Origin of the sequence: Actinomyces gerencseriae DSM 6844 (assembly GCF_000429265.1) — a bacterium.
Classification (GTDB): Bacteria; Actinomycetota; Actinomycetes; order Actinomycetales; family Actinomycetaceae; genus Actinomyces; species Actinomyces gerencseriae.
Map to the genome: position 1 here is coordinate 144,076 of NZ_AUBN01000003.1, position 26,305 is coordinate 170,380.

Genomic DNA, 26,305 nt, shown 5'->3' on the forward strand with positions numbered 1-26,305 from the left:
CTGGGGGGGGCGGAGGGGCGGTCGATCAGCCCCGGGGCACGACCCGGTCCTTCCAGGCGGGGCTGACCGTGACGACGTCGCCGAGGACGATGACCGCCGGCGCTCTCGCTCCGATGGACTCGGCGACATCGGGGAGATGACGCAGGATGGTGGTGGTCACCCGCTGGTCGGGGCGGTAGCCGCGCTCGACGACGGCCGCCGGGGTGCCGGGGTCGGCACCGCGACCGGTGAGGAGGGCCGTGGAGCGACGCAGATGGCGCACTCCCATGAGCAGGATCAGGGTGTGATCGCGGCGCGCCGGGACGGTGGCGACCAGGTCCTCGTTGGCCGAGACGACCGAGAAGCCGCGGGCGAGTCCGCGGTGCGTGACCGGTATGCCCGCCGCCGCCGGCACGGCGATGGCGGAGGTCACTCCGGGGACGATCTCGACGGTCACGCCGGCGGCGCGGCAGGCCCGCGCCTCCTCGCCGCCGCGCCCGAGCACGCAGGGGTCGCCGCCCTTGAGCCGCACCACTCGCCTGCCGGCCCGGGCGCGGGCCACCAGCAGGGCGTCGATGTCGGCCTGGGGCATCAGGTGGTCGCCGGGCCGCTTGGAGGCGTCGATCACCTCGACGGTCGGGGCCAGGCCGCTCAGCAGGCCGCGCGGCGCCAGGCGATCGGCGACGACGACGTCGGCGCGGGCGAGCAGCTCCATGCCGCGCACGGTGATGAGCCCGGGTTCGCCCGGGCCCCCGCCCACGAGGGCGACCCAGCCGCCCGCGTCGTCGTCGGTGATGCCCACTCGCGCAGAAGCGCTCATGACCCGGCCTCCTCGACGCGCCTCTCGAGCGCCTCGGGAGCGCGGACCATGCCGGCCGCCAGGGTCCGGCCGTCCTGCGGGTCGATGAGCAGGAAGGCGCCGTCGGTGCGCGAGGCCGCGTAGTCGGCCGCGGGCAGCGGCTCCGCCAGCCGGAGGCGGACCCGTCCGATGTCGTTGAGAACGAGCCGGTCGGCGGGCGCGGTCGTCAGGTCGTCCAGGTCCAGGGCGCCCTCGATGCCCGCCACGAGGGCCCGGACCGTGCGCGTGCCGTGCTTGACCAGGATCCGGTCGTCCCCGTGCAGGGGATGCTCGGACAACCAGGCGACGTGCGCGTCGATCTCCCGCACGAGCGGCGGGAGGCCGCGGGGTCCCGCGATGACGTCGCCGCGGGCGATGTCGATGTCGTCGGCGAGCTCCAGGGCCACGGACTGCCCGGCTCGTGCCGAGGGGAGCGCCCGCGCGCCCAGGTTGATGCCGGTCACCGCGGTGCGCCGGCGGGAGGGGAGGACGACGACCTCGTCGCCGATGCTCACGGTGCCGGCGGCGATGCTCCCGGCGTAGCCGCGGTACTCGCTCAGGCCCTCGGCGGCGGCGGCCCGGGGGCGGATGACCATCTGGACGGGCAGGCGCAGGGGGCGATCGGCGCGTGCCGACTCCGCGGGCAGGGACTCCAGGAGCTCCAGGAGCGCCGGGCCGTCGTAGAAGGGGGTGCGCGCCGAGCGCTCCACGATGTTGTCCCCCAGAAGCGCCGAGGTGGGCAGAATGCGCGCGTCGGCGACGCCGAGGGCCGCGGCGACCCGCTCGATCCGGTCGGCCACGCGGGTGAAGGCCTCGGCCGAGAAGTCGACCAGGTCGATCTTGTTGACTGCGACCACCACGTGGGGCACCGCCAGGAGTCCGGCGACCGCCAGGTGCCTGCGGGTCTGCTCGAGCACGCCGTGGCGCGCGTCCACCAGCAGTACGACGACGTCGGCCGTCGAGGCGCCGGTGACCATGTTGCGCGTGTACTGCACGTGTCCGGGGCAGTCGGCCAGGATGAAGGAGCGCCGCGGGGTGGCGAAGTAGCGGTAGGCGACGTCGATGGTGATGCCCTGCTCGCGCTCGGCCCGCAGGCCGTCGGTGAGCAGCGCCGGGTCCGCCCGCGTCAGGCCCCTGTCCAGACTGACCCGCTCCACGGCTGCGAGCTGATCGCGCAGAACGGACTTGGAGTCGAGCAGGAGACGGCCCACGAGGGTGGACTTGCCGTCGTCGACGCTCCCGGCGGTGGCCAGGCGCAGCAGGCCCCCGCCCTGGAGGGCGGTCTCGGCCCGCTCGGCGGAGGGGGCGCTCATCAGAAGTACCCCTCCCTCTTGCGGTCCTCCATGGCGCCTCGCTCAGGCGGTCGTCGGCGCGGGTGGCGCCCCGCTCGGTGAGGGAGGAGGCCGCCACCTCGACGACGATCTCGTGGTTGGTGGTCGCGGCGGACTCCACCGCACCGGTGCAGGACATGTCGCCCACGGTGCGGTAGCGCGCCCTCGCAGTGCGCGTGCGCTCCCCGCGGCGCGGCCGGGTCACGGGGCTCACCGCCAGCCACATGCCGTCGCGGAGGAGGACCTCGCGCTCATGGGCGTAGTACAGGCTCGGCAGGGCGATGCCCTCGCGCTCGACGTAGCGCCACACGTCCAGCTCGGTCCAGTTCGACAGCGGGAAGACGCGCACGTGCTCGCCGGGGGCGTGGCGCGGATTGAGCAGGGTCCACAGCTCGGGGCGCTGGTTGCGCGGGTCCCACTGCCCGAACTCGTCGCGCAGGGAGACGATGCGCTCCTTGGCGCGCGCCTTCTCCTCGTCGCGTCGTCCGCCGCCGAAGACCCCGTCGAAGCCGCCGTCCCGGATGGCGTCCAGCAGGGGGCGGGTCTGCAGGGGGTTGCGGGTGCCGTCGGGCCGCTCGCGCAGCCGGCCGTCGTCGATGTAGTCCTGGACGCGGGCGATGATCAGGCGCATCCCGAGGCGCTCGGCGACGGCGTCCCGGTAGGCGAGCACCTCGGGGAAGTTGTGGCCGGTGTCCACGTGCAGCAGGGGGAAGGGCACGGGCGCCGGCCAGAAGGCCTTGCGCGCCAGGTGCAGCACGACCACGGAGTCCTTGCCGCCGGAGAAGAGCAGCACGGGCCGGCGGCACTCGGCGACGGCCTCCCGGACGACGGCGATGGCCTCGGCCTCCAGGGCGTCGAGCTGGTCGAGGGGAGGGGAGCCGTCCCCCGCTCCCGCCCGGTCGGCCGCCGGGGTCGTCCCCGGAGTCGCAGCGGGTGCGGCGGATTCAGTGGGCGCAGTGGTTCTGACGGCTTCAGCGGCTACGGGGGTCGTTGCGGTCGTCGTGGTTGCGGTCAGGGGGGTCACGGGTCCTCCGGAAGGGGGGCGGCGTCGATCTGCGACGATCCGCGCTGGTTGACGATGGTTTGGCGATGACAGGGCGCTCACAGGTGGATGCCGCACTCGGTCTTGGCGAAGCCGGACCAGCGGCCCGAGCGCGGGTCCTCGCCGGGGGCGACGCGGGCGGTGCAGGGCTCGCAGCCGATCGAGGGGTATCCGTCGGCCAGCAGCGGGTTGACGATGACGCCGTGCTCGGTCGCGTAGTCCAGGAGCTCCTCGATGGTCCAGGCGGCCAGTGGATTGATCTTGACGATCCGGTGCGTCCGGTCGAAGCCGACCAGCGGGGCGGCGGCGCGGGTGGGGGCGTCCTCGCGACGCACCCCGGTGGCCCAGGCCTCGTACCCGGCGAGCGCGCGCGCCAGCGGCTCGACCTTGCGCAGGCGGCAGCACAGGCCCGGGTCGCGCGCGTGCAGGCGCGGTCCGAAGCGCTCGTCCTGCTCGGCCACGCTCAGCGCGGGCAGCACGTCGATGAGCGTGATGTCCATGGTGGCCGCCACGGCGTCGCGGGTGCCGTTGGTCTCGGCGAAGTGGAGGCCCGTCTGCACGAAGAGCGTATCGACGCCCGGGACCAGGGCGGAGACGACGTGGGGCAAAACGGCGTCGGCCATGGAGCAGGCCACCGCGAGCGTGCCCGGGAAGGTGCGGGCCGCCCAGGCGATGACCTCGGCGGCGGGGGCGTCGTCGCCGAGGTCGGCTGCGCCCGCTGCGGCCAGGGCGCGCAGCTCGTCCTCGTCGCGCCTGGGGGCATCGGCCGGGCGCGGGGCGTTGGCGCCCCGGGCGGTGGCGCGCCCGAAGCGGTTGCGGGCGGGCCCGGCGGACCCAGGAGACTCAGCCGGCTCGGCGGGTTCGGCGAGTTCAGCGCGGTTCGGGGCGAGAGGGCTGATGACAGTCATTGAAGGGCCTCCTGATCGGCACGATGAACCCACTGGGCGAAGCTCTCCTCGTCCTCCCGCTGGGCGAGGTAGCGGCGCACGAGGCGCTCGATGTAGTCGGTCAGGCCGGTGGCGGGCACCTTGAGCCCGCGCACCGTGCGGCCGATCTCGGCCTCGGGCCGGCCCTCGCGGGCCAGGGAGCCGCCCAGGTGGACCTGGAAGCCCGGGACGCGCTCGCCGTCGACCGTGATGATCTGGCCCTTGAGGCCGACGTCGGCGGTCTGAATGCGCGCGCAGGAGTTGGGGCAGCCGTTGATGTTGACGGTCAGCGGGCGCTCCAAATCGGTGTCGGCCAGGCGCTCGTCGAGCTCGGCCGCCACACGTGCGGCCAGGGCCTTGGTCTCCACGATCGCGAACTTGCAGAACTCCAGGCCGGTGCACGCCAGCATCGAGCGGGTCAGGGGGCCGGGGTCGGGGTCGATCCCCAGCGCCCTCAATCCGGCGACGGCGTCGTCGGTCCTGTCCCCGGGCACGTCCAGCAGCAGGATGTTCTGCAGGGGTGTGGTGCGCACCCGGTCCGATCCCACCGATTCCGCCAGGTCGGCCAGGCCCAGCATGATGTCCCCTGACAGGCGTCCCACCGGGGGCTTCCCGCCGATCCAGTAGGCGCCGTCCCGCTGCAGGTGCACGCCCAGGTGGTCGGCCTCGCCGCGAGGCGGGCGCGGGGCCGGCCCATCGGCGAGGCGGAAGCCGAGGTACTCCTCCTCCAGGACCTCGCGGAAGCGCTCGGGCCCCCACTCGGCCATGAGGAACTTCAGCCGCGCCTTGTTGCGCAGGCGCCGGTAGCCGTAGTCGCGGAAGATGCGGACCACGCCCCACCACACGTCGCCGACCTGGTCGGGGCGCACGAAGGCCCCCAGGCGCCTGCCCAGGAACGGCGCGGTGGACAGGGCGCCGGCGATCCACAGGTCGTAGCCGGGGCCGAGCTCGGGGTGGTCGACGCCGACGTAGGAGATGTCGTTGATCTCGTGGAGGACATCGAGTGTGGGCGAGCCGGTGAAGGCCGTCTTGAACTTGCGCGGCAGGTTGGCGATCTCCGGGTCGCCCAGGTAGGCGTCGTGGATCGCCCGGGCCGCCTCGGAGGGGTCGATGACCTCCTCCGGCTCGATGCCGGCCACCGGTGAGACCAGGAATCCCCGAGGGGTGTCCCCGCAGGCCTCGACGGTGGTCAGTCCGACGTCGTCCAGACGCCGCCACAGCTCGGGGATGTTCTCGATCTCGAGCCAGTGCAGCTGGAGGTTCTGACGGTCGGTGATGTCCAGAGTGCCGCGGGCGAAATCGTTGGAGGCGGTGCCGATGACCCGCATCTGGCCCACCGACAGCGTCTGACCGTCCATGCGGATGCGCTGCATGAAGTAGTGGTCCTCCAGCTCGGTGACGTCGAGCTGGGCGGTTCTGCCGCCGTCGATGCCCTGCTTGCGCTGGGTGTACAGCCCCCACCATCGGAAACGGCCGTGCAGGTCGGTGGGGTCGATGGAGCCGAAGCCGCCCGTGGCGTAGTCGGCGATGATGCGCTCGCGGGCACCCAGCGGGTTCCCGTCCTGCTTGAGTACTTCGTTGTCATTGAGCGGTTCGCGGCCGTCGACGAGCCACTGGCCGTTGGAGCGGCCCCGGCGCGGCGGGCGGACGTCGCGCCGGGCTCCGGGAGCGGCATCCGGGACGGGGCGACGGGCCGTGACAGGGCGCTCGCGCGCAGGCCGGGTGCGGGTGGTGGTGCTCATGTCCTTCTCCGAGAAAGTGGGATCGATGAGCGTCCGGTGGCGGTTCTCGCCGCGGTCCATGGCGGTGGCCGTCATGGCTCCACCTCTCGCACGCGCCTGTGCGGCCCCGGACGCCTCGTTGCGCCGGATCCGTGTGCGGTCGTGCCGTTGCGGTCAGGCGCCTGTCAGGCCTGACAACACATGACTCGTCCGTGGGCACGCTGGTGCGCCGAGGGGCTGATCCTCTCCGGGATGCCCCTGGCGGCGGTACGGCGTGCGGCGGTCATGCCACTGACGCTAGTGAGGGCGACGCGTGGCTCTACAGGTAGGGAACCTCGCAAGATGACGCTGTGTCATTGGGATGAACCACGAAAATCCCGAAGAATCTCATCCTGCGGAATCGGGGTGGTCTCCAGAGCGGAACCCGGTAGTGCGCCGTGCGGCCTGCGTCACGCCGGAGAGGGGAGAGGGATGAGGAATGACGAAGAGGGCCGGCGCAGCGCCGTGAGGCTGCGGACGGGGCGCCGTCGAGGTCGTGCGGCCCTACCTGGGACGCGCCGGTGCCGTCAGTCTACGGACGGGGCGCCGGCTCGGGGGCGCCTGCCAGTCGTGCCGGATCGGGTCCGGACTGGGCCTGGATGCGGGATGATCGGCTCCGGTCCGGCGGGCGCGACCGCGGGGCTCTACGGCTCTGCCAACCGGTGTCGAGCGGGAACGTGAACGTACCTTCGTCATGTGAACGTACTTTTCTCCCATTCCACTGAGCTTTAGCCCCAGTGGAATGGGAGAAAAGTACGTTCACATCGCAAAAGTACGTTCACGTTGGGGCTTTTCTGTTGTCCGCGTTTGGCTGGGCCGGCCTCGCCGCCGGCGGCCGGCTCGACATGGTTTCCCGAGCCTCCCGAGCCTCCCGAGTCGGGCGGATCCGGTGGGCGCCGAGGCGAGCTGCGGTTCGTGGCTGCGATCGGAGGCTGCGCAGCGTGTCGTGTGTCAGCAGCGCGTCAGGGTGTGTCGAGGATGACGCCGCCGACCGGGGCTTGCGGCTGGTCCGGGCCGCCCGGGTCTGATTACACTCCCTGGCATCCAGGCGCTGACCCGGCCGGAACGTCGTGTGCACTGTGTGCACTGTGCGTACGACGAATCCGGGCATCACCGGCGAGCCTCCCGGAAGAACAGGTGCCTGCCGTCCAGCCGGCTCATCGGCCTCAATCAGCCGATCGGCTCAGGTGGCTCAGGTCGGCATGTGCCCCATTAGACCCGGGCGGGAGGGGCCCGTACAGCCCCGCACGAGCGGTCGCGCACCGTCCGCCGTCGCGGCTCTCACGCGGCGGCGGTGCCTCAGGGCTCCACCCTGTGGGCGAGGCGCGCGGCAAGCGAGGTGGTACCGCGGTGCCCTTCCCCGCGCCGGCTGCCAGCCGGGACCGGCGGGGACGGCGTCGTCCTCGTGAGACGCAGATGTTCACGAGTGAGACACGAGGCAGACCCCGATGGCTGATACCGCCGACACCGCCGCTACCGCCGATACGTCCGGCACCGCCAAGCCGACCACCGCCCACACGGGCGCCGCCTTCTACCCCCTGCACCGGCCCGGCCAGGCGGTTGAGCCATCGCCGTCCTTCCCCGCCATCGAGGAGGATGTCCTCGCCTACTGGAAGGCCGACGGCACCTTCCAGGCCTCCATCGACAATCGCGATGAGCCCTGCGACGAATTCGTCTTCTACGACGGCCCGCCCTTCGCCAACGGCCTGCCGCACTACGGCCACCTCCTGACCGGTTACGTCAAGGACGCCGTCGGGCGCTTCCAGACCCAGATGGGCAAGCGCGTCGAGCGCCGATTCGGCTGGGACACCCACGGCCTGCCCGCCGAGCTCGAGGCCCAGCGCCTGCTCGGCCTCGACGACGTCACCGAGATCACCCGCCCCGGCGGCATCGGCATCGAGAAGTTCAACGCCGAGTGCCGCTCCTCCGTGCTGCGCTACACCGAGGAGTGGGAGGACTACGTCACCCGCCAGGCGCGCTGGGTCGACTTCGAGCACGACTACAAGACCCTCGACCCCACCTACATGGAGTCCGTCCTGTGGGCCTTCAAGTCCCTCTACGACAAGGGCCTGGCCTATCAGGGCTACCGCGTGCTGCCCTACTGCTGGCACGACCGCACCCCCTTGAGCAACCACGAGCTCAAGATGGACGACGACATCTACCAGGACCGCCAGGACAACACCGTCACGGTGGGCCTGCGTCTTCAGGAGCCGCTGCGTCGGGGGGCGGAGCGGCCCGAGCTCCTGCTCATCTGGACCACGACCCCCTGGACCCTGCCCTCCAACCTGGCCGTCGCCGTGGGTCCCGACGTCGAGTACGTCACCGTGCACGTCGCCGAGGACCTCGACTCGCCGGTGGCGGGCGAGGACGTCGTCATCGCCAAGGACCTTCTGGGCGCCTATGTCCGCGAGCTCGGCGAGGACCCGCGGATCGTGGCCGCCTGCATCGGGGCCGACCTGGCGGGAGTGCGCTACCACCCCATCTTCGACTACTTCGATGACGACGCCCACCGCGCCGCTCCCGGGCCGAACGCCTGGAGCGTCATCACCGCCGACTTCGTCACCACCACGGACGGGACCGGTCTGGTCCATATGGCCTCCGCCTTCGGTGAGGACGACATGATCGCCTGCACCGAGGCGGGCATCGAGACCGTCGTGCCCGTGGACGACGGCGGCTGCTTCACCGAGGAGGTCGGCGACTACGCCGGGCTCCAGGTCTTCGAGGCCAACAAGCCGATCGTGGCCGACCTGCGCGACGGCAGCGGCCCCCTGGCCCGCCGCGATGCCGCCCAGCGCGCCGTCCTGGTGCGCCAGGCCTCCTACGTGCACTCCTACCCGCACTGCTGGCGCTGCCGCAAACCGCTCATCTACAAGGCCGTCTCCTCCTGGTTCGTGCGCGTGACCGCCATCCGCGACCGCATGGTCGAGCTCAACCAGGAGATCGACTGGTTCCCCGGACACATCAAGGACGGCATCTTCGGCAAGTGGCTGGCCGGCGCCCGCGACTGGTCGATCTCCCGCAACCGCTTCTGGGGCGCTCCCATCCCGGTATGGCGCTCGGACGACCCGCGCTACCCGCGCGAGGACGTCTACGGCTCCTTCGAAGAGCTCGAGCGCGACTTCGGGGTGACGATCACCGACCTGCACCGCCCCTTCATCGACACCCTCGTGCGGCCCAACCCCGATGACCCCACGGGCAAGTCCATGATGCGCCGCATCCCCGATGTTCTGGACTGCTGGTTCGAGTCCGGCTCCATGCCCTTCGCCCAGGTGCACTACCCCTTCGAGAACGTCGAGTGGTTCGAGTCCCACTACCCCGGGGACTTCATCGTGGAGTACATCGGCCAGACCCGCGGATGGTTCTACACCCTCCACGTGCTGGCCACGGCCCTGTTCGACCGGCCCGCCTTCACCAACTGCGTCTCCCACGGGATCCTCCTGGGCAACGACGGGGCGAAGATGAGCAAGTCCCGGCGCAACTACCCCGACGTCTCCATGGTCTTCGACCGCGACGGCGCCGACGCCATGCGCTGGTTCCTGCTGTCCAGCCCCGTGGTGCGCGGCGGGAACCTCGTGGTCACCGACAAGGCCATCCGCGACACCGTGCGCCAGGTGCTGCTGCCGCTGTGGAACGTCTGGTACTTCTTCGCGCTCTACGCGGGGCAGGCCGACGACGGGCGCGGCTACGTCACCGACGGGGTGGACCTGGACGACGCGGGCCTGTTCGGCAAGAAGGGCTCCCTGCACGTCATGGACCGCTACATCTTGGCTCGCACCAAGGACCTGGCCGCCACCGTGGGGGCGCAGATGAGCGCCTACGACGTCACCGGCGCCACCGCCACCGTGCGCGAATTCCTCGACGTGCTCACCAACTGGTACCTGCGCACCTCGCGGAGCCGCTTCACCGACGGGGCCAATGCCGCGGTCTGCCGGCCGGCCTTCGACACCCTGGCCACCGTGCTGCGCGTCCTGGTGCAGGTGATGGCTCCGCTCACCCCGCTGACCAGCGAGGAGATCTACCGCGGTCTGACGGGGGAGCGCTCCGTGCACCTGACCGATTGGCCGGTCCTGCCCGCGCATGTGGCCGACTCCTCCCTGGTGGCCGCCATGGATGAGGCCCGTGACGCCGTCTCGGCGGCGCTGAGCCTGCGCAAGGCCGAGAAGCTGCGCGTGCGCCAGCCGCTGCGCTCGCTCACCGTGGCCACGACCGATCCCGCCGCTCTGGCGCCCTTCCGCGACCTGATCGCTGAGGAGGTCAACGTCAAGGAGGTGCGGGTGCTCGATGCCGCCGACGCCGGCTACGAGGTGACCGAGCAGCTCACCCTCAACCCCCGCGCCTTCGACCCCGATATCCGCAAGGCGACCAGCAAGCTCTTCGCGGCCGTCAAGGCGGGGGAGTGGACGCTGACCGAGGACGGGGACGTGCGCTTCGACGACGTCCTGGTGGGCGGTGCACCCGTGGTGCTCGAGGCCGAGGAGAGCTCATTCACCCTGACCAGCCGCATCGAGGTCGATGACGACTCCCTGGCCGCGACCATGATCGGCTCGGGCGCCTTCATCGTCCTGGACACGGCCCTGGACGACGCCCTGGAGGCCGAGGGCTGGGCGCGCGACCTGATCCGGCTCGTCCAGGACGAGCGCAAGGCCGCCGGGCTGCACGTGGGCGATCGCATCGAGCTGACCCTGACGGTTCCGGCCGACAGGGGCGCCTGGACGGGCGCGCATCTGGACCTGATCAAGGGCGAGACCGGGTGCGTGGCCGCGAACGTCCTGACCGACCCGCAGGCCGATCAGGCCAGTGCCTCCGTTGCGAAGGCGGAGGGCTGAATCTGCTCCGTGCTCCACTCCGAGTGCTGGGCACGCGCCGGCCGTGGACGTCGTTGGCGTACCTCGTCGTGGAGATCGCAGCCGGATGGCTCACCTGGCTGTTCGCGAGCACCATCGTGCTGCTGCCCGTCTGGGCGGCGGCATGGGCGGGCGCCGAGCGCCGGCTGGTGACGCTGGCCGGCCTCCCGCCGATCGCGCCCCGGGCGGCGGGCTGGGCGGGTCGTCTGCGTGAGGCCGCCTTCGTCCTGGTCCTCGCCGTGGTGGCGATCCTGGGGACGATCGCGGCCGCGATGCTGCGCACCGCGGCGCAGATCACCCTCATCGAGCCGGTCCGGGCGCAGGCCGATGCCGGCGGCGCATCGGCCTCTCCGGCGGGGCGCTGCCTGATCGTCCTCGTCGGCCTCATCGGCGCGTGCCTGCTCCCGTGGCTCGTGATCGGGGCGGCGTCGGGGCTGGCGCGCCTGTCCACGGCGCTGCTCTCTCCGCGGGCCGAACAACTGCAGAAGCAGGTCGACGCCCTCGTCGACAGGGCCGTGGAGACGGAGGACCGCCTCATTTTGGAGCGCAGGCTCATGGAGCAGCGCCTTCACGACGGCGCGCAGCTGCACCTGAGCGCGGCCGGCCTCCGCCTGGGGCTCCTCGAGCTTCGGCTCGCCGGCCTCGAGGGCCCGTCGGGGGCGGAGGCGCGCGAGACCCTCGGCGAGCTGCGCGAGCAGATCGACGCCGCCGCCGACGCGGTTCGGGAGGCGGCCCACGGGCTCACCCCGAGGACTCTCGCCGAGCAGGGGCTGCGGGCCGCTCTGGAGGAGCTCGCCGCCGGCCTGCCAATCCCGACCCGGGTGACCTGGGCCGGCGGGGAGGGGACGCCGTCGCCTCCCGATGAGATCGCCGAGAACCTGTACCTCATCGCCTCCGAGGCGATCACCAACGCGATTCGGCACAGCGGCTGCAGCCGCATCGAGGCGCGCGTGGAGTGCATCGGCGCTGACAACGGTGCCGTCGTGCTGACGGTGCGTGACGACGGCAGGGGCGGGGCCGCCCCGACGGGGCAGGGAATCCTCGGAATGGCGGCCCGTTCCCGCCGTCTGGGAGGTACTTTCGAGGCGGTCAGCCCCGACGGCGGGCCGACCACCATCACCGTCCGCATCCCGACGGGAGAGCAGCGATGAGGATAGTCCTGGCCGAGGACGAGGCGCTGCTGCGCGAGGGCCTGGTCATGCTGCTCGAGCATGCCGGGCACGACGTCGTCGCGTCCGTGGCGACCGCCACCGAGCTGGTCCACGTGGTGAAGCGCAATGATCCCGCAGTTCCGCCGGACATCGTCATCACCGATGTGCGCATGCCGCCGGGCAGGACCGATGACGGCCTGCGCGCCGCCATCGAGCTGCGCCGAGATCGCCCGCACCTGCCGATCCTGCTCCTGTCCCAGTACCTGGGCAACGAGTATCTGCAACGACTCCTGGACTCGGCCGAGGACGACCCGCGCTCCGGCGGCGTCGGGTACCTGCTCAAGGACAGGGTGGCCCACGTGCACGAGTTCATGCAGGCGCTCCAGGCCGTGGCCTCCGGCGGGGTGGTCGTGGACCGCAAGGTCATCAGTGCGCTGATGCGCCGCAGCGAGGACCGCCTGGAGCGCCTGACGCCGCGGGAGCGGGAAGTGCTCCAGCACGTGTCGGCGGGGGAGACCAACCACGGGATCGCCGAGGCGCTGCACCTGTCCGATGGGGCGGTCGTCAAGCACATCGGCGCCATCTTCGACAAGCTGGGCCTGTCCCAGCGCGAGGGCAACCGGCGCGTGCTGGCCGTACTGGCCTTCCTCGACCATCCCTGAGACCGGCTCTGACCCGGACCGGATTCGACCCCGATCGGTTCTCATCCCGGCCAGCGGCGCCACGACGGCGCGCGGCAGAGTCCTGAGTCCGTGTGAGTCCGTGGTGGGGTTTTCCCCACCACGATCCGACCGCCATGCCCACTGCGCTCGCGGGCGCACTGGGCTGACATGGGGGCATGAGACCGACCCCCGCCGTTGAGGCCCACGAGCTGCGCAAGTCCTTCCCGACTCCCGGCGGGAGGCCGATCGAGATCCTGCACGGCGTCACCTGCGCCATTGAGGCGGGCAGGGTGACGGCGCTGGTGGGCCCCAGCGGGTCGGGCAAGTCCACCGCCCTGCTGTGCCTGGCGGGGCTCGAGCCGGCGTCCTCGGGCCGGGTGATCCTCATGGGGCGCGACGTGGGCGCGCTGTCGGCCGCGCGCGTGGCGGAGCTGTACCGCGACCGGGTCGGCTTCGTCTTCCAGGCCTACAACCTCGTGCCCTACCTGAGCGTGCGGGAGAATCTGACGATCAGCGACACCCTGGCGGGCCGCAGGCCCGATCGGACGCGCGTGCAGCAGGTCCTCGCCGGGCTCGGCCTTGAGGCGCGCGCCGACGCGGTCACGACGACGCTCTCCGGCGGGGAGCAGCAGCGCGTCGCCCTGGGGAGGGTGCTCTACCGCCGCCCGCCGGTGGTGTTCGCCGATGAACCGACCGGGGCTCTGGACACGCGCTCGGCATCCTTCGTCCTGGCCGAGCTGCGGCGCCTGGCCGACGAGGGCGCCGCGGTCGTGCTGGTCACCCACGACCTAGGGGCAGCAGCCATGGCGGAGACGGCGCTCGTCATGCGCGATGGAGTGATTGTCGGCCGCCGTTGCGGCGCCACCCCCGACGAGCTGCTGACTGTGATGAACCGGGCGGGGGAGGCGGCATGATCCGCTACACGCTGCGCGCTCTGGCCGTTCAGTGGCGGGCCTGGTCGGGCACGCTGATGGTGCTGGCCTTCGCGGCTGCCCTCGTCGATGTCTGCCTGGTGCACCGGATGACCGTCACCCGGCCGGACGTGGTCGCCGCGGCGCGGGCCGCGGGCGTCAGACCGGCGGAGCTGGTGGTGCCCGGCGTATCGGTGTACGTCTACTCGGCGATGGTGGCGATCCCGGTGGTGGCGGTCGTCGGGCAGTCCTGCGTGCAGGCCCTGCGCACGGACTGGGCCAGGTGGCGCCTGGCCGGCGCCCTGCCCCGGCAGGTGTTCGTCGGCGTCATCGCCACCGTGGTCTCGGTGGCGGTGGTGTCCTGCCTGCCCGGCATCCTGGTGGGGGCGGTGGTGGACCAGCCCTTCGCCGCGGTGCTCACGCGCATGGCGGCGCAGCGCATGGGACGGATCGAGGTGGCCCAGACGCCGGCGACGGTCCTGCTCACGATCGTCTCCGTCGTCGGCGTCGCCGTGATCGGGGCGATCGGCCCGGCGCGCACCGCCGTGCGCACTCCGGCGGCCGAGGCGGTCCGCACCGCCACCGCCGCGTCGGGACGGCGCCGTATGGGCGTCATCCGGTGGATCCTGGCCGGGGCGTGGGCCCTGGTGTGCGTCGTCCAGCTGCTCGTGGCCTTCATGGTCCGGCCCGGTAAGCGTGCCGATGGGCTGCCGGACGGCGGCGGCCAGGCGATGCTGGCCGCCCTGCTGCTGGCCATCCTGGTCGTGCTGCTCGCGCCCGCAGTGATTCCCGGTCTGCTGCGCGCCTGGTCGGCTCCGCTGGCCCGGCTCGGAGGGCCGTGCATGATCGCCCGCCGTTCCGCGCTGTGGCGCAGTTCCCTGGCGGCCAGCGCCATCGCCCAGCTGGCCCTGGCCTTCTCCTTCGCGGCCGCCCTGATGACCAACCTCGATACGGCCGAGGCGGTGATCGAGGCGGAGCACCTGAACGTGACGCTCAACCAGTCCGATTCCCTGGTCCTGGCGGCGATTCTCGGGGCCATGGCCCTGCTCGGCGCCATCGCCGTGGTCGCCATGGCATCCCGCTCCAGACAGCAGGAGATCGCCGTGCTCCGCTGCGCGGGAGCCACCATCGGAGGTGTGCGCGCCCAGGTCGTGATCGAGGCGGCCCTGTACGTCGGGACCGCCCTGATCATCTCCGTCATTCCATTGGCCGTCACGGCGCTCGGCGAGGCGATGTTCTTCGCCAGGGCGGGCCTGCCGTTCCTGCCCAGCCCGGCCGTCGGACGACTCGTGCTGCTGGCTCTGGGGTCCTTCGCGGTTCTCGCCGCGGTGCTCCTGGCACCGGTGCGCCGCGCCCACCGGGCGCCGATCGGCTCCACCCTGACCGCTGAGTGAGGCATGGGTGAGGCGAGTGAGTGCGAGGCGATCCGGTCAGTGCGCTTCGTCGCGTTGCAAGGAGCCGTTATCGCGCCGGGACGCGAGGCGACGCAGGAAGTGGGCGCATCCCAGGCAGCCGAAGAGCGCGGGGTAGCCGACCAGCGTCCATGGCCGGGCGGACTCCGCTCCGGATGCGATGATCATGCCGCCCAGAAAGGATGCAATGGCGATCAGGCCCAGGCAGAGTCCTGCAACTCTGAGGTAGAGGATGCGCCGCTGAGTCTGAGTCGTTGTCCGGGTTATCCGTGTCATCACTGTGATCATACTCAACTCGCCCCGACTCGCCCCCGGCTCACCCCGACTCGAGGACGCGGCCGTCGGCGGTGAGGATGGCGAGCGCGGGCGCGCTGGCGACGTCGGCGCCTACGGCCGGCGTCTCCATCTTCACGATAGGTGAACTCGATTACTTTGCCTTCCTCTATTGACAGATGGCGGTAGCATCTGCTCGGGCTGCTTGGTCGCGCATGCGGCGAAAGGCATGCGGACGGACATTCGAAGAACAATCGCGAAGGACGTGGTGATGAGCGGGAGTGAGCCTCGTTCCGGCGGAGGGGATGGTCATCCGGGGGCTGCCTTCGGAATCCCCGAGGGAGCCACGGGCGAGGAGGTCGTTGACGCCGTCCTGGCCGCCGGTGGCTCGACCGGCCCCGATGATCTCGAGGGAATCGATCCCGAGCTCCTGCCCTACCTGGAGGCCGCCGACGCTGAGGACAGTGATGTCGGCGAAGCCGACGAAGCCGACGAAGCCGACGAAGCCGACGAAGCCGACGAAGCCGACGAAGCCGACGAAGCCGGCGGTACTGATGACGCCGCCGCTGGGCACCGGGCTCAGGAGGAGGACCTGGAGGCCCTGCGCGAACTCGTCGCCGCCAATATGATTCCGGGCGGCGACCTGGAGCGCCTCGACGCCCTCCTGGCCGAGGTCGATGAGGACGACTCCGACGACTGGAACGAGTGGGAGCCTCAACTTCCCGACTCGCCCGCCGCATCGGGCGCCGACTCGGACGAGGACGAGGAAACTGAAGAGACCGGGCACCACCGGGCCGACCTGCTCGCCGCCGCCCGCGCCGTCGAGGTCTCTGCGCGCATGCGCGAGGTGGAGTCGGAGATTCTGTCGCGCGCCCCCGAGCACCGCGTCCAGCCGAGCCTGGAGCGCGTCGAGTGGGCCCTCGACCTGCTCGGCAACCCCGAGCGGGCCTACCGCAATATCCACATCACCGGCACCAATGGCAAGACCTCCACCGCACGCATGGCCGAGCGCCTCCTGGCCGCCACCGGCATGCGTACCGGCCGCTTCACCAGCCCCCACCTGGCCACCATTCGCGAGCGCATCGCCCTGGACGGCGAGCCGATCAGCGAGGAGGGGTTCATCGCCGCGTGGGAGGACGTGGCCCCCTACATCCGGATGGTGGATGAGCGCTCGGCCGCGGCGGGCGGGCCGCGCATGAGCTTCTTCGAGGTCCTAACCGTCATGGCGCTGGCCGTCTTCGCCGATCATCCGGTCGACGTCGCCGTCATCGAGGTCGGCATGGGCGGAACCTGGGACTGCACCAACGTCGTGCCCGGGGATGTCGAGGTGATCACCCCCATCGGCTTGGACCATGCCGCCTGGCTGGGCGACACCATCGAGGAGGTCGCCTCCAACAAGGCCGGCATCATCAAGGACGGCGCCATGCTCATCACCTCCGTCCAGCCCCCGGCGGCGCAGGCCATCATCGCCGCGGCCGCCGCGCAGCACGGCGTCGTCTGGCGCCGTGAGCTGGATCCCGAGGAGGATCCTGACGAGGCGGGCGCGGGTGTCCTGAGCGTGCTGGATCGCACCCTGGCCGTGGGCGGGCAGATGACGACGCTGCGCACCACGGCTGCCGTGTACGAGGACGTCTTCATCCCGCTGCACGGCGACTACCAGGCGCACAACGCTCTGCTGGCGCTGGCCTCCGCCGAGGCCCTGTTCGGTGGCCGTGCGCTGCCCGCCAAGATCGTCGAGGACGGCTTCGCCTCGGTGGCCAGCCCCGGCCGCATGGAGGTGCTGCGCTCCAGCCCGACCGTCATCGTCGATGCCGGACACAACCCCCACGGTCTGGGGGCGCTCGTGCCCGCCGTGGAGGAGGCGTTCGGATTCCGCCATCTGGTGGCGGTCGTCGGGGTCATGGCGGACAAGGATGTCGAGGGGATCCTGTCCGTCCTCGAGCCGGCCTGCGACGCGGTGGTGTGCGTGCCGGTCGATTCCCCGCGCGCCTTGGAGGTCGAGGACCTGGCCGTCGTCGCGCGCGAGGTCTTCGGCGCCGATCGCGTCGATGCGGCCGACACGCTGGCGGGCGGCATCGAGAGAGCCGTCACCCTCTCGGAGGGCTTCGACGACCCCTTGGCGTCCTCGGGCGTCCTCGTCGTCGGCTCGGTGGTGCTGGTCGCCGAGGCCCGCGCCCTGTTCGGCCGGGCCTGAGGGGCGTGTGGCGGGCATCGCGCTCACGGGATCCTCGGGGCCGGGGCGCCTAACAGGCGCGCTGGCGTGCGGGATGCCAGAATGGAGCAGTACAGTCCGGCATCTGCCGGCACAGGATGCTGACCGGCAACAGGACGACGAGGAGAACCGTGACTCACGAGAAGCCGCTTGACGTCGCGTGGAGCACCGCTTGGATCCGCGGTGCGGCGGCGGCCGTCGCCGAGCACCGTGACGAGCTCACGGCACTGGACGCGGCCATCGGCGACGGCGACCACGGCGCCAATCTCGATCGCGGGATGCACGCGGCGGTGGCCAAGCTCGATTCCCAGCTCGACTCCCGGCAGGGCGCGGGCGGTGTGCTCGACCTGCCCGCGGGCGTGCTCAAGGCGACGGCGACCACTCTGCTGGCCACGGTGGGGGGCGCGGCCGGTCCGCTGCTGGGGACGGCCTTCCTGCGGGCGTCGCGGATCGGCGACCTGCCCGTGCTGTCCTCCCAGGATGTCGCGATGCTCCTGAACGAGGCCGCGGCCGGGGTGCAGGTGCGCGGACGGGCCGAGATCGGTGACAAGACGATGCTGGACGCGTGGCAGCCCGCCGCCCGGGCCGCGCGTGAGGCCGCCGATGCAGGGGCGAGCCCGGCCGAGGTGCTGCGGGCCGCGGCCGCCGCCGCGGCCGATGGCGCCGAGACGACCTGCCCGATGACGGCGCGCAGGGGCCGCGCCTCCTATCTCGGTGCGCGCTCCGCGGGCCACTGCGATCCCGGTGCGCTCTCGACCGCCCTCATCCTCGCGGCCGCGGTGCGGGCCGCGGGCGCCGAGATGGGCTGACCGTGTCCGCCCGGGGTGGGCGGAGATGACAGGGGTTGCCAATCGAGGCGATCGCCGACACGCTGGCGTCCTGGGCCTTTGCGGGGCCTGCGCGGGGCCGTCGCGCCCTCGCTCCGCCGTGATTCGCGTTGAAAGGATTCGCCATGACCGACGCCCCCGAGCGCATGCTCGTCCTCATCAAGCCCGACGCCGTCCGACGCCGGCTGACCGGGGAGATCCTGCGCCGCATCGAGGCCAAGGGCTACGAGATCGTCGCGCTCGACCGCCTCGTGGCGACCCCCGACGTGCTGGCCGAGCACTACGCGGAGCACGTCGACAAGCCCTTCTACCCCGGCGTCGTGGAGTACATGACCAGCGGCCCGCTGGTCTCCGTCGTCGTCGAGGGGCATCGGGTGGTCGAGGGGCTGCGCTCCCTCATCGGCGCCACCGAGCCGACCATTGCGGCCCCGGGGACCATCCGCGGCGATCTGGGCCGCGACTGGGGCGGCTCGGCCATGATGAACCTCGTCCACGGCTCCGACTCGCCTCAGTCGGCCGAGCGCGAGATCGCGATCTGGTTCCCCCATCTCGTCGACTGAGCTCCGGGCCGGGCCCCGGAGCCTTCGAGGAAGCCCTCGATGAGCCTCTGACCGAGGCCGGCAGTCCGGTGCCGATTGGAGTCCGGCCAGCGACTCCGGGCCCGGGCCAGCGACTCGCACCAGGTCGGCGGGCGGTTCGCGGCGGCCTGCGAGCCACTCGCCGTGGGTCCCGGGCGAACCGGGCCGATCTCGAGCCGGAACTCGACCGATCTCGGCGCGAGGGGGCGAGGGGGCGACGGGCGCGCCCCGGCCGCCCCGTAGGCCGCCGCGGCGATCGCATAGCCCACGATCATCCACACGATCATGGCGACGACCACCGCGTCGATGCTGAACAGCGCCTCGGGCAGGACCCCGGTCAGCTCGGCGGCGGCGCCCGCGGCGAGCCCGATGAGCCCGTAGCCGAGGATGACGGCGACGCCCGTGCCCAGGATCTTGCCCGCCAGGAGCGAGCCGGGTCGCACGCAGGCCAGCAGGATCTCCACGATCCTGCTGGACTTCTCCTCGACCACGCCCATGGCGATGGTCTGGCCGCCGCCCATGATGACGATGATCATGAGGATGTCGATGAGGCCGAGGGTCGCGTACCGGGCGCCGAAGTCCTCGGAGTCGTACCGGGGCGGGTCGAGCGCCTCCACCCGGGGCGCCGCCTGGGCCAGGGCCCCGGCCGTCGTCGCCGGGTCCCCGCCGAGCGCGGTGACCTGGTCCGACAGCGCCGCCTGCTGCAGGATGTTGGTGACGGCGGCCACGACGGCGCTGTCGGAGTTCTCGCTCCTGGACACGAGGAGCCCGGGTGTCTCCCCGGTCAGGTCGAGGACCATATCGACTGTGCCGGCTGCGCCGCCGGGGGACTCGGGGGCGCCGTCGTCGATGCCCAGAGCGGCCTCGGGCCGCGCGCCCGAGAGGTCGACGACCTCGATGGGCCGCTCCTTGGAGTCCTTGATGCCCTTGATCTGCTCCAGGACGGAGGTCGACGCGTGCGCGCCGGCCTCCGCCGGCTCGATCGAGTCGGTCGCGTCCGCCGGATCCGCCGCGTCCGCCGCACCTGCCATGAGCACGCCCAGGCGGTAGGGCTCCTCGTCGTCCCCGGTGACGTAGCTGTGGGCGAGGATCCCGCCGACGGTGATGACGAGCAGGACGATCGTGGCGGCGAGCGAGGACCTCTTGAGCAGCTGGGCGCGCAGCTCGCGTGCTGCGACCAGACGGATCTCGGCGCCGCGGGGCATGGTGCTGCGTGGCGTGGCGGTACGCGATGACGACATGCTCTCAGGCCTCCTGCTCGGTTGCGGCACTCGCCGCGCCTCCGGCTCCGGCGGCCCCGCCGGTCGCCCCGCCTCGTCGGCGGGCGCGGCGAGGGCCTCTCGGAAGATCTCGGTCAGTGGGCGGTGGACCGGGCCCAGCTCGCGCAGACGGCCCAGGTGCTCGGCGGCCCGGCGGAGGGGCTGCTCGTCGGGGCCGCCGGCGGAGAGCTCGAGGCGGGCTCCCCGGTCGTGCGCCGCGGCGGTGACCCGCGGGTCGGGAACGCCGGCCAGCAGGGCGCGGGCGGCGTCCGCGGCGGCGTCGGGGGAGTCGTCCGTCTCGACGACGGCCCGCCAGCGCGGTTCGGCGGTGGCGCGGAGCCGGTCGATGGTGCCCTCGGCGACGAGCCGGCCGGAGCGGATGATGACGACGCGGTCGCACAGGCGCTCGACGAGGTCGAGCTGGTGGGAGGAGAAGAGGGCGGGCACACCGGATCGGGCGCACTCGCGCAGCACGGCGCTCATGACGTCGACCGCCATCGGGTCCAGGCCGGAGAAGGGCTCGTCGAGGATGAGCAGGTCGGGGCGGCCGACGAGGGCGGCGGCGAGCTGGACGCGCTGCTGGTTGCCCAGGGAGAGCCTCTGGACCTCGTCGTCGCGGCGCCGGGCGATGCCGAGGCGCTCGGTCCACTCCCGACCGGCCCTGCGGGCGGTGGCGGCGTCGATGCCGTGGAGCCGGGCGAGGTAGGTCAGCTGCTCGCCGACCCTCATCCTGGGGTACAGGCCGCGCTCCTCGGGCATGTAGCCGATGCGGCGGCGGATCCGGGCGTCGACCGGTGCGCCGTTCCAGGTCACCGCGCCCGCGTCGGGGGCGAGCGCGCCCATGACGATGCGCATGGCGGTGGACTTGCCGGCGCCGTTGGCCCCCACGAAGCCGACCAGCTCGTGGTCGTCCAGGGTGAGGGACAGGGAGTCGAGGGCCTGAAGGCCCCCGAGGCGCTTGGACAGGCGTCTGATCATCAGCATGAGAGCTCCGGGACCGGTCGACGGAATGTCAAGTTCCCTTGACTTAGAAGGCATGCTTGACCAGATGTCGGTTGTCAAGCGCTCTTGCCATGAGCATGCCGGGGCCGCGATGGGTCCGACATCATCGGACGAGTCGTGCGATGTCGCCGTCGGGCTCGTCCGACGATCAGGGGGGGGCTCGCCGCTCGGAGTCCGGGCGACGACTCCGGTCGGGCGACGAGCGGACCCGACCGGGGGCCGCTGCGAGGATCAGGACCGGGAGGCGATCCACTCGGCCGCGGCCGCGGGCGCCTCCTGGGACGGGACCTCGACGTCGGGCGCGATCGGCTCCTCCGAGAACCGCTCGCCGGTGCGGGCCTGCGAGATGCCCGTGGTGAGGACCATGGTGCGCCCCGTGTACAGCGGGTACTCCTGATTGACCGAGGCGTAGCCCCTGGTCGGATCGCCGAAGGCCCGGGCGTTGTCCAGCCCGCGGAAGGCCAGGAGCGTCTGCTCGCCCGAGGAGGCGGTCGTCCCCGAGGTCAGCACCGCCACGGGCACGTCGAGCTTGTCGCGGGCTCCCACCGAGATCGATGTGCCGCCGCCCTTGATCGTGCCGTCCTCGAGGGCGGCGTCGCTGGTGCGCCCCTGGATCACGAAGGAGGTGACCGTCCCGTCGGGCAGCAGGGGGGACAGCCCGGCGAGCATCGGCCCCATGTCCCCGCCGCCGTTCTCGCGCAGATCGACCACCACGCCGCAGACCCCGTCCGCGCCCAGGGCGTCCGCGATGGTGTTGGCGTACTCGTCGCCCTGGTCGACGGTTCCCGCGAACTCCGGGACCGTGACGGTCAGCACGCACCCGTCCAGGGAGGACGTCGGTGCGATGTAGGAGTCGCTCAGGCTCCGGACCTCGTCGGCGTCCATCATGAAGGAGTGCTTGCCGCCGGCGACTGCGAGGGCGTCGGTCAGGATCTCGTCGACCTCGTCGTGGGTGGAGGCCGCCCTGATCCGTTCGGAGGCGTCGGCGCGGGCGGCCTCCCACTCCTCGCCGGTGGCGTGGATGCCGGCGTCCATGATGTCCAGGACCTTCGCCCCGTAGGACTGCGGATCGGGCGCGGGCCACCAGATGCCGAGGGAGGGGCCCGCCGAGTGGACGAGCCAAGCCCCGCCGGCGGCGCCGACGACGACGAGGACGGAGACGACCACGACGACGATCATGAGGACCCGATGGCGGGAACGGGCGGGTCGGGGAGAGGGGGAGGGGCGCTGCGTGCTCATGGCTCTATGATGGCCATCACTGGTCGCCGAGCGGATCGGCCCGCGGGACCGGTTCACGGTCCGTCCCCGGGAGGAGACCCCCACCGCCTCATCCTCCGCGGTGACGGCCCGGCCGTGGTCCCGGGCCGAGGGGCCGCGAGTCGTCGGGCCTCACGAAAGGGGCGCTCCCCGGTGCGGGTCCGCTCGCCCCGCGGGAGGGCCGCTATCGTGGGCGCGTGCATCTCAAGACGTTGACGCTCAAGGGCTTCAAGTCCTTCGCCTCGTCAACCACCCTCCGTCTGGAGCCCGGCATCACCGCGGTGGTCGGCCCCAACGGGTCCGGCAAGTCCAACGTCGTCGACGCCCTGACCTGGGTCATGGGGGAGCAGGGCGCCAAGAACCTGCGCGGTGGCTCCATGGCCGACGTCATCTTCGCCGGGGCCGGGTCCCGCCCGGCGCTCGGCCGCGCCGAGGTCTCCCTGACCATCGACAACACCGACGGCTCCCTGCCGATCGACTACACCGAGGTCACCATCACCCGCACCCTCTTCCGCGGTGGCGGATCCGAGTACAGGATCAACGGCACCGCCTGCCGCCTCCTCGACGTCCAGGAGCTGCTCTCCGACACCGGCCTGGGCCGACAGATGCACGTCATTGTGGGGCAGGGCCGGCTCGACGCCGTCCTGTCCGCCACGCCCGAGGACCGGCGCGGGTTCATCGAGGAGGCCGCCGGCGTCCTCAAGCACCGCCGTCGCAAGGAGCGCGCCCTGCGCAAGCTCGACTCCATGGCGGCCGACCTCGCCCGCCTGACGGACCTGACCACCGAGCTGCGCCGCCAGCTCGGCCCCCTGGCCCGGCAGGCCGCCGCGGCGCGCCGCGCCCGCACCATTCAGGCCGAGGTCCGCGACGCCACCGCCCGGCTGCTCGCCGACGACGTCGTCCAGACCCAGTCCCTCCTGGAGGCCGGGGACGAGGACAAGGCCCTCCTGGCCCGCCGCCGCGCCGCCGCGGAGGAGGCCGCCCGCGCCGCCCGCTCCCGCCTGGCCGAGCTCGCCGCCGTCGAGACCACCTCCGCGCAGCGCCTGGCGCGAGCCGCCGACGTCTGGGAGGGGCTCACCACCGCCGCCCAGTCGCTGGGCGCGCTGGCCGACGTCGCCGCCGAGCGCGTCCGCGGCCTCGCCTCCGCCCCCGCTCCCGCCCGGGGGACCGACCCCGACGAGCTCGAGCGCCGCGCAGAGGCGGCCGCGATCGAGGAGGCCGAGCTGGCGGGCGCCGTCGAGACGGCCCGCTCGGCCCTGTCCGACGCGACCCGCCGGCGCGCGGACGCCGAGGCCGCCGAGGCCGCCGCCGAGCGGGCCCTGTCCCAGGCGCAGCGCCGCGCCGCGGACCGTCGCGAGTCACTGGCCCGCGCCGGCGGCCGAGTGGCCTCCGCACGTTCCCGCCACGAGGCCGCCCTGGCCGCGCGCGAGCAGGCCCGCTCGGCGCTGGCGGCGGCCCGTCAGCGCGCCGACGCCGCGCAGGCCGCACTGACCGATCACCGGGGGGCGCGCCCCGACGACCCGAGCGGCGACGGTGAGGCGCCGGGCGAGCAGCAGGTCCGGGCCGCCGCTGCCCACGAGACGGCCGCCGCCGGGCTGGCGGCCGCTCGCGACGCCGTCGCCGCGGCCACCGACGCCCGCCGCGAGGCCGCGTCGGACCGCGCCACCTGGACGGCGCGCCGCGACACCCTGTCCCTGTCGCTGACGGCTCAGGACGCCACCGGCGCCCTCGCCGAGGCTGGCCTGCCCGGTGTGCTCGGCCCCCTCAGCGAGGCCGTGGGTGTGGAGCGCGGCTGGGAGAACGCCATCGCGGCGCTGCTCGGCGACCTCGCCGGGGCGGCCGTCGTGGAGGGGACCGGGAGCGCCCTGACCGCCATGGCGCACGTGCGCGACGAGGGCGGCGGCGCCCTGCGCCTGGTGATCCTCCGGGAGCCGGGCCCCGACGGGACCGGCGGGAGGGGCGCCGAGGGCGGGGCCGCCGGTGCGGAGGCCGTCGCCGGGACCGACGCCGGGGGCGGTACCGGGACGGCCGGGACGTCGGCTCCGCCGCCGGAGGGCGCGCGCCCGTCCACCGCCCTGGTGTCGGCCGGGCAACCGGGGCTGAGCGCCGCCCTGAGACGGATCCTCGCCGGCGCCTGGGTCGCCCCGGACCTGGAGACGGCCCGCGCCGTGCGGGAGGCCCTGCCCGAGGCCGTCGTCGCCACCAGGGACGGGGAGGTGCTCGCACCCGCATGGGCGACGTCCGCCGGGCGCGGCACCTCCTCCGTGCTCGAGCTGGCCGCTGCGCACGAGGAGGCCTCCGCCGAGGCCGACGCCGCCGCCCGGGCCGAGGCCGAGGCCGACGCCGCCCTCGATGAGGCCCGTGATCGCGAGGAGGCCGCCCGCCTCGCGGTCGGCGAGGCGCTGTCGGCCCTGCGCGCGGCCGACGCCGACGCGGCCCGCTCCGCGGAGGCGCTGGCCCGCCTGACCTCGGCGGCGCGCGCCGCGCAGGAGGAGGCCGAACGCGCCCGACGCGTCCTGGAGCGGGCCGAGGACGAGTCGGCTCAGCGCACGACCGAGCTCGCGGCGGCGACCTCGGCCCTGGCCGACATCGAGTCCTCGGGCGCGGACGACGACGGGCACGGGGGCCTCGACGACGCCGTCGAGGCCGCTCGCGCAGGGCGGGGATCGGCGGTCGCGGAGGCCCGCCGGGCGCGCGCCGATGAGACCGAGGCCCGTCTGACGCTGCGCACCGCCGAGGAGCGCGAGCGCTCGGGGCGCGGGCGCGCGGACTCCCTGCGCGCCGCCGCTCGCCGCGAGCGGGAGGCGCGCGCCGCCGCCGAGCGGGCCGCGGCGCGGCGCGCCTCCCGGCTGGCCATCGCCTCCCGCGTGCGGGACCGCGCCCGGACCGCCGCCGATACCGCACGCGCCTGGATAGAGGAGGCCCAGGAGGAGCGCGTCCGCATCGAGACCGAGCGGACGCGGGCGGGCGCCGCGACGAACGAGGTCCGCGCCGAGCTCGACGACCTGGGCGCGGAGATGTCCCGGCTGACCGATGCCGCCCACCGCGACGAGATCGCTCGCGCCGAGCACCGCATGCGCCTGCAGTCCCTGGCCGAGCGCGCCATGAATGAGCTGGGACTGGAGCTGGAGCCGCTCGTGGAGGAGTACGGGCCGCACATGCCCGTTCCCATGGCGGTCGGGGAGGGGGCGGACGACGGCGCCGGTCCGACGGACGATGGGGACGGGGGCTCCGCGGGGGAGCGGGCCTCCCTCTCCCGGGGCCGCCCCTACGTGCGCGCCGAGCAGGAGAAGCGGCTGACGCGGGCCAACCGGGATCTCGCCCGCCTGGGCAAGGTCAACCCGCTGGCCCTGGAGGAGCACGCCGCCCTGGAGCAGCGCCACCAGTTCCTCGCCGAGCAGCTCGCCGACCTCAAGTCGTCGCGCGCCGACCTGCTGAGCATCGTCGAGGAGATCGACGCCCGCGTTCAGGAGGTCTTCGCCCGCGCCTTCGAGGACACGGCCCGCCAGTTCGCGGCCGTCTTCGACCGGCTCTTCCCCGGGGGCGAGGGGCGCCTGGTGCTCACCGATCCGGAGGACATGCTCACCACGGGCATCGAGATCGAGGCGCGGCCCGCGGGCAAGAGGGTCAAGCGGCTCTCACTGCTCTCCGGCGGCGAGCGGTCGCTGGCCGCGGTGGCGCTCCTCATCGCGATCTTCAAGGCGAGGCCCTCGCCGTTCTACGTCATGGACGAGGTCGAGGCGGCCCTGGACGACACGAACCTGGGCCGCCTGCTGGAGATCTTCACCGAGCTGCGGGAGTCGAGCCAGCTCATCATCATCACCCATCAGAAGCGCACCATGGAGGTCGCCGACGCCCTGTACGGCATCAGCATGCGCGACGGCATCACCAAGGCCGTCAGCCAGCGGCTGGCGCGCGGCGGGGAGGCGAGCGGGGACACGGCCTGACGCGCCCACCGGGATCGGCGTCGCACTCGCCCCGGCGGCACGCGACCGCACCCGCATGTGTGACGAAAGTCAGAACAAAGTCGCCGGGTCGCGG

At 72.8% G+C, this 26,305-nt stretch carries 16 protein-coding genes and 1 pseudogene; 9 read left to right on the forward strand and 8 right to left on the reverse strand.

Features of this window, described 5'->3' with window-relative positions; translation table 11 throughout:
- Positions 1-25 precede the first annotated feature (25 nt).
- From cobA to G448_RS0100695, 5 genes and pseudogenes are all read right to left on the reverse strand, one after another.
- Positions 26-799 carry a uroporphyrinogen-III C-methyltransferase gene (cobA, locus tag G448_RS14570; RefSeq protein ID WP_034493923.1) on the reverse strand — a complete coding sequence of 258 codons (774 nt, stop codon included), beginning with the start codon at positions 797-799 and terminating at the stop codon, positions 26-28.
- A complete protein-coding gene (locus G448_RS0100675) occupies positions 796-2,130 on the reverse strand; it encodes a sulfate adenylyltransferase subunit 1 (protein ID WP_026406392.1) in 1,335 nt (444 codons plus the stop codon). The genes cobA and G448_RS0100675 overlap by 4 nt, the downstream gene beginning before the upstream one ends.
- Positions 2,130-3,163, reverse strand: a pseudogene (gene cysD, locus G448_RS17235) (sulfate adenylyltransferase subunit CysD). The gene G448_RS0100675 and the pseudogene cysD overlap by 1 nt, the downstream one beginning before the upstream one ends.
- A gap of 86 nt (positions 3,164-3,249) precedes the next feature.
- Positions 3,250-4,098, reverse strand: coding sequence for a phosphoadenylyl-sulfate reductase (locus G448_RS0100690; protein WP_026406393.1), 849 nt, complete (start codon positions 4,096-4,098; stop codon positions 3,250-3,252).
- Positions 4,095-5,858 carry a nitrite/sulfite reductase gene (locus G448_RS0100695; RefSeq protein WP_026406394.1) on the reverse strand — a complete coding sequence of 588 codons (1,764 nt, stop codon included), beginning with the start codon at positions 5,856-5,858 and terminating at the stop codon, positions 4,095-4,097. Before G448_RS0100695 ends, G448_RS0100690 begins: the two co-directional genes overlap by 4 nt.
- Positions 5,859-7,324: 1,466 nt before the next feature.
- On the opposite strand from G448_RS0100695, the gene ileS reads away from it, so the two are divergent.
- The 5 genes from ileS (at position 7,325) to G448_RS0100720 (ending at position 14,838) form a co-directional block, all read left to right on the forward strand.
- Positions 7,325-10,702, forward strand: a complete 3,378-nt coding sequence (gene ileS / locus G448_RS0100700) for an isoleucine--tRNA ligase (protein ID WP_026406395.1) — start codon at positions 7,325-7,327, stop codon at positions 10,700-10,702.
- 23 nt (positions 10,703-10,725) lie between these two features.
- Positions 10,726-11,871, forward strand: a complete 1,146-nt coding sequence (locus tag G448_RS16915) for a sensor histidine kinase (RefSeq protein ID WP_026406396.1) — start codon at positions 10,726-10,728, stop codon at positions 11,869-11,871.
- Positions 11,868-12,533: a response regulator transcription factor gene (locus tag G448_RS0100710; protein WP_026406397.1), complete on the forward strand. Its 666-nt coding sequence runs from the start codon at positions 11,868-11,870 to the stop codon at positions 12,531-12,533. Before G448_RS16915 ends, G448_RS0100710 begins: the two co-directional genes overlap by 4 nt.
- A gap of 176 nt (positions 12,534-12,709) precedes the next feature.
- Positions 12,710-13,447, forward strand: a complete 738-nt coding sequence (locus G448_RS0100715) for an ABC transporter ATP-binding protein (RefSeq protein ID WP_026406398.1) — start codon at positions 12,710-12,712, stop codon at positions 13,445-13,447.
- Complete coding sequence (locus tag G448_RS0100720) at positions 13,444-14,838, forward strand: ABC transporter permease family protein (RefSeq protein ID WP_026406399.1); 1,395 nt, start codon at positions 13,444-13,446, stop codon at positions 14,836-14,838. Before G448_RS0100715 ends, G448_RS0100720 begins: the two co-directional genes overlap by 4 nt.
- Before the next feature lie 36 nt (positions 14,839-14,874).
- Here the strand turns inward: G448_RS0100720 and G448_RS17920 are convergent, their stop codons facing one another.
- Complete coding sequence (locus G448_RS17920; RefSeq protein ID WP_156910877.1) at positions 14,875-15,132, reverse strand: hypothetical protein; 258 nt, start codon at positions 15,130-15,132, stop codon at positions 14,875-14,877.
- A gap of 268 nt (positions 15,133-15,400) precedes the next feature.
- Here G448_RS17920 and G448_RS0100735 point away from each other — a divergent pair, with 268 nt between their 5' ends.
- The 3 genes from G448_RS0100735 to ndk all read left to right on the forward strand — a co-directional run bounded on the left by G448_RS0100735 (position 15,401) and on the right by ndk (position 18,728).
- Complete coding sequence (locus G448_RS0100735) at positions 15,401-17,323, forward strand: bifunctional folylpolyglutamate synthase/dihydrofolate synthase (RefSeq protein ID WP_034493930.1); 1,923 nt, start codon at positions 15,401-15,403, stop codon at positions 17,321-17,323.
- 116 nt (positions 17,324-17,439) lie between these two features.
- Positions 17,440-18,150 (forward strand): dihydroxyacetone kinase subunit DhaL, encoded by a 711-nt coding sequence (gene dhaL / locus G448_RS0100740; RefSeq protein WP_051268476.1) that lies wholly within the window; start codon positions 17,440-17,442, stop codon positions 18,148-18,150.
- Between the two features lie 143 nt (positions 18,151-18,293).
- On the forward strand, positions 18,294-18,728 hold the full coding sequence (ndk, locus tag G448_RS0100745) for a nucleoside-diphosphate kinase (protein WP_026406402.1): 435 nt from the start codon (positions 18,294-18,296) through the stop codon (positions 18,726-18,728).
- Here the strand turns inward: ndk and G448_RS19070 are convergent.
- Entirely contained in the window at positions 18,677-20,989 is a 2,313-nt protein-coding gene (locus tag G448_RS19070; protein ID WP_084436179.1) for an ATP-binding cassette domain-containing protein, read from the reverse strand. The genes ndk and G448_RS19070 overlap by 52 nt on opposite strands.
- 249 nt (positions 20,990-21,238) lie before the next feature.
- Entirely contained in the window at positions 21,239-22,246 is a 1,008-nt protein-coding gene (locus tag G448_RS0100760) for a S41 family peptidase (RefSeq protein WP_245572119.1), read from the reverse strand.
- Between the two features lie 215 nt (positions 22,247-22,461).
- On the opposite strand from G448_RS0100760, the gene G448_RS0100765 reads away from it, so the two are divergent.
- Complete coding sequence (locus tag G448_RS0100765) at positions 22,462-26,211, forward strand: chromosome segregation SMC family protein (RefSeq protein ID WP_026406404.1); 3,750 nt, start codon at positions 22,462-22,464, stop codon at positions 26,209-26,211.
- Positions 26,212-26,305: the final 94 nt, after the last annotated feature.

Bases quoted from the DNA above. Each gene is read 5' to 3' on its own strand.
- G448_RS17920 (WP_156910877.1), bottom strand. From the start codon at position 15,132: ATGACACGGATAACCCGGACAACGACTCAGACTCAGCGGCGCATCCTC.
- G448_RS0100695 (WP_026406394.1), bottom strand. From the start codon at position 5,858: ATGAGCACCACCACCCGCACCCGGCCTGCGCGCGAGCGCCCTGTCACG.
- G448_RS19070 (WP_084436179.1), bottom strand. From the start codon at position 20,989: ATGCTGATGATCAGACGCCTGTCCAAGCGCCTCGGGGGCCTTCAGGCC.
- G448_RS0100675 (WP_026406392.1), bottom strand. From the start codon at position 2,130: ATGAGCGCCCCCTCCGCCGAGCGGGCCGAGACCGCCCTCCAGGGCGGG.
- cobA (WP_034493923.1), bottom strand. From the start codon at position 799: ATGAGCGCTTCTGCGCGAGTGGGCATCACCGACGACGACGCGGGCGGC.
- ndk (WP_026406402.1), top strand. From the start codon at position 18,294: ATGACCGACGCCCCCGAGCGCATGCTCGTCCTCATCAAGCCCGACGCC.
- G448_RS0100710 (WP_026406397.1), top strand. From the start codon at position 11,868: ATGAGGATAGTCCTGGCCGAGGACGAGGCGCTGCTGCGCGAGGGCCTG.
- G448_RS0100690 (WP_026406393.1), bottom strand. From the start codon at position 4,098: ATGACTGTCATCAGCCCTCTCGCCCCGAACCGCGCTGAACTCGCCGAA.
- G448_RS0100720 (WP_026406399.1), top strand. From the start codon at position 13,444: ATGATCCGCTACACGCTGCGCGCTCTGGCCGTTCAGTGGCGGGCCTGG.
- G448_RS0100760 (WP_245572119.1), bottom strand. From the start codon at position 22,246: ATGAGCACGCAGCGCCCCTCCCCCTCTCCCCGACCCGCCCGTTCCCGC.
- ileS (WP_026406395.1), top strand. From the start codon at position 7,325: ATGGCTGATACCGCCGACACCGCCGCTACCGCCGATACGTCCGGCACC.
- G448_RS0100735 (WP_034493930.1), top strand. From the start codon at position 15,401: ATGAGCGGGAGTGAGCCTCGTTCCGGCGGAGGGGATGGTCATCCGGGG.
- dhaL (WP_051268476.1), top strand. From the start codon at position 17,440: ATGCTGACCGGCAACAGGACGACGAGGAGAACCGTGACTCACGAGAAG.
- G448_RS0100715 (WP_026406398.1), top strand. From the start codon at position 12,710: ATGAGACCGACCCCCGCCGTTGAGGCCCACGAGCTGCGCAAGTCCTTC.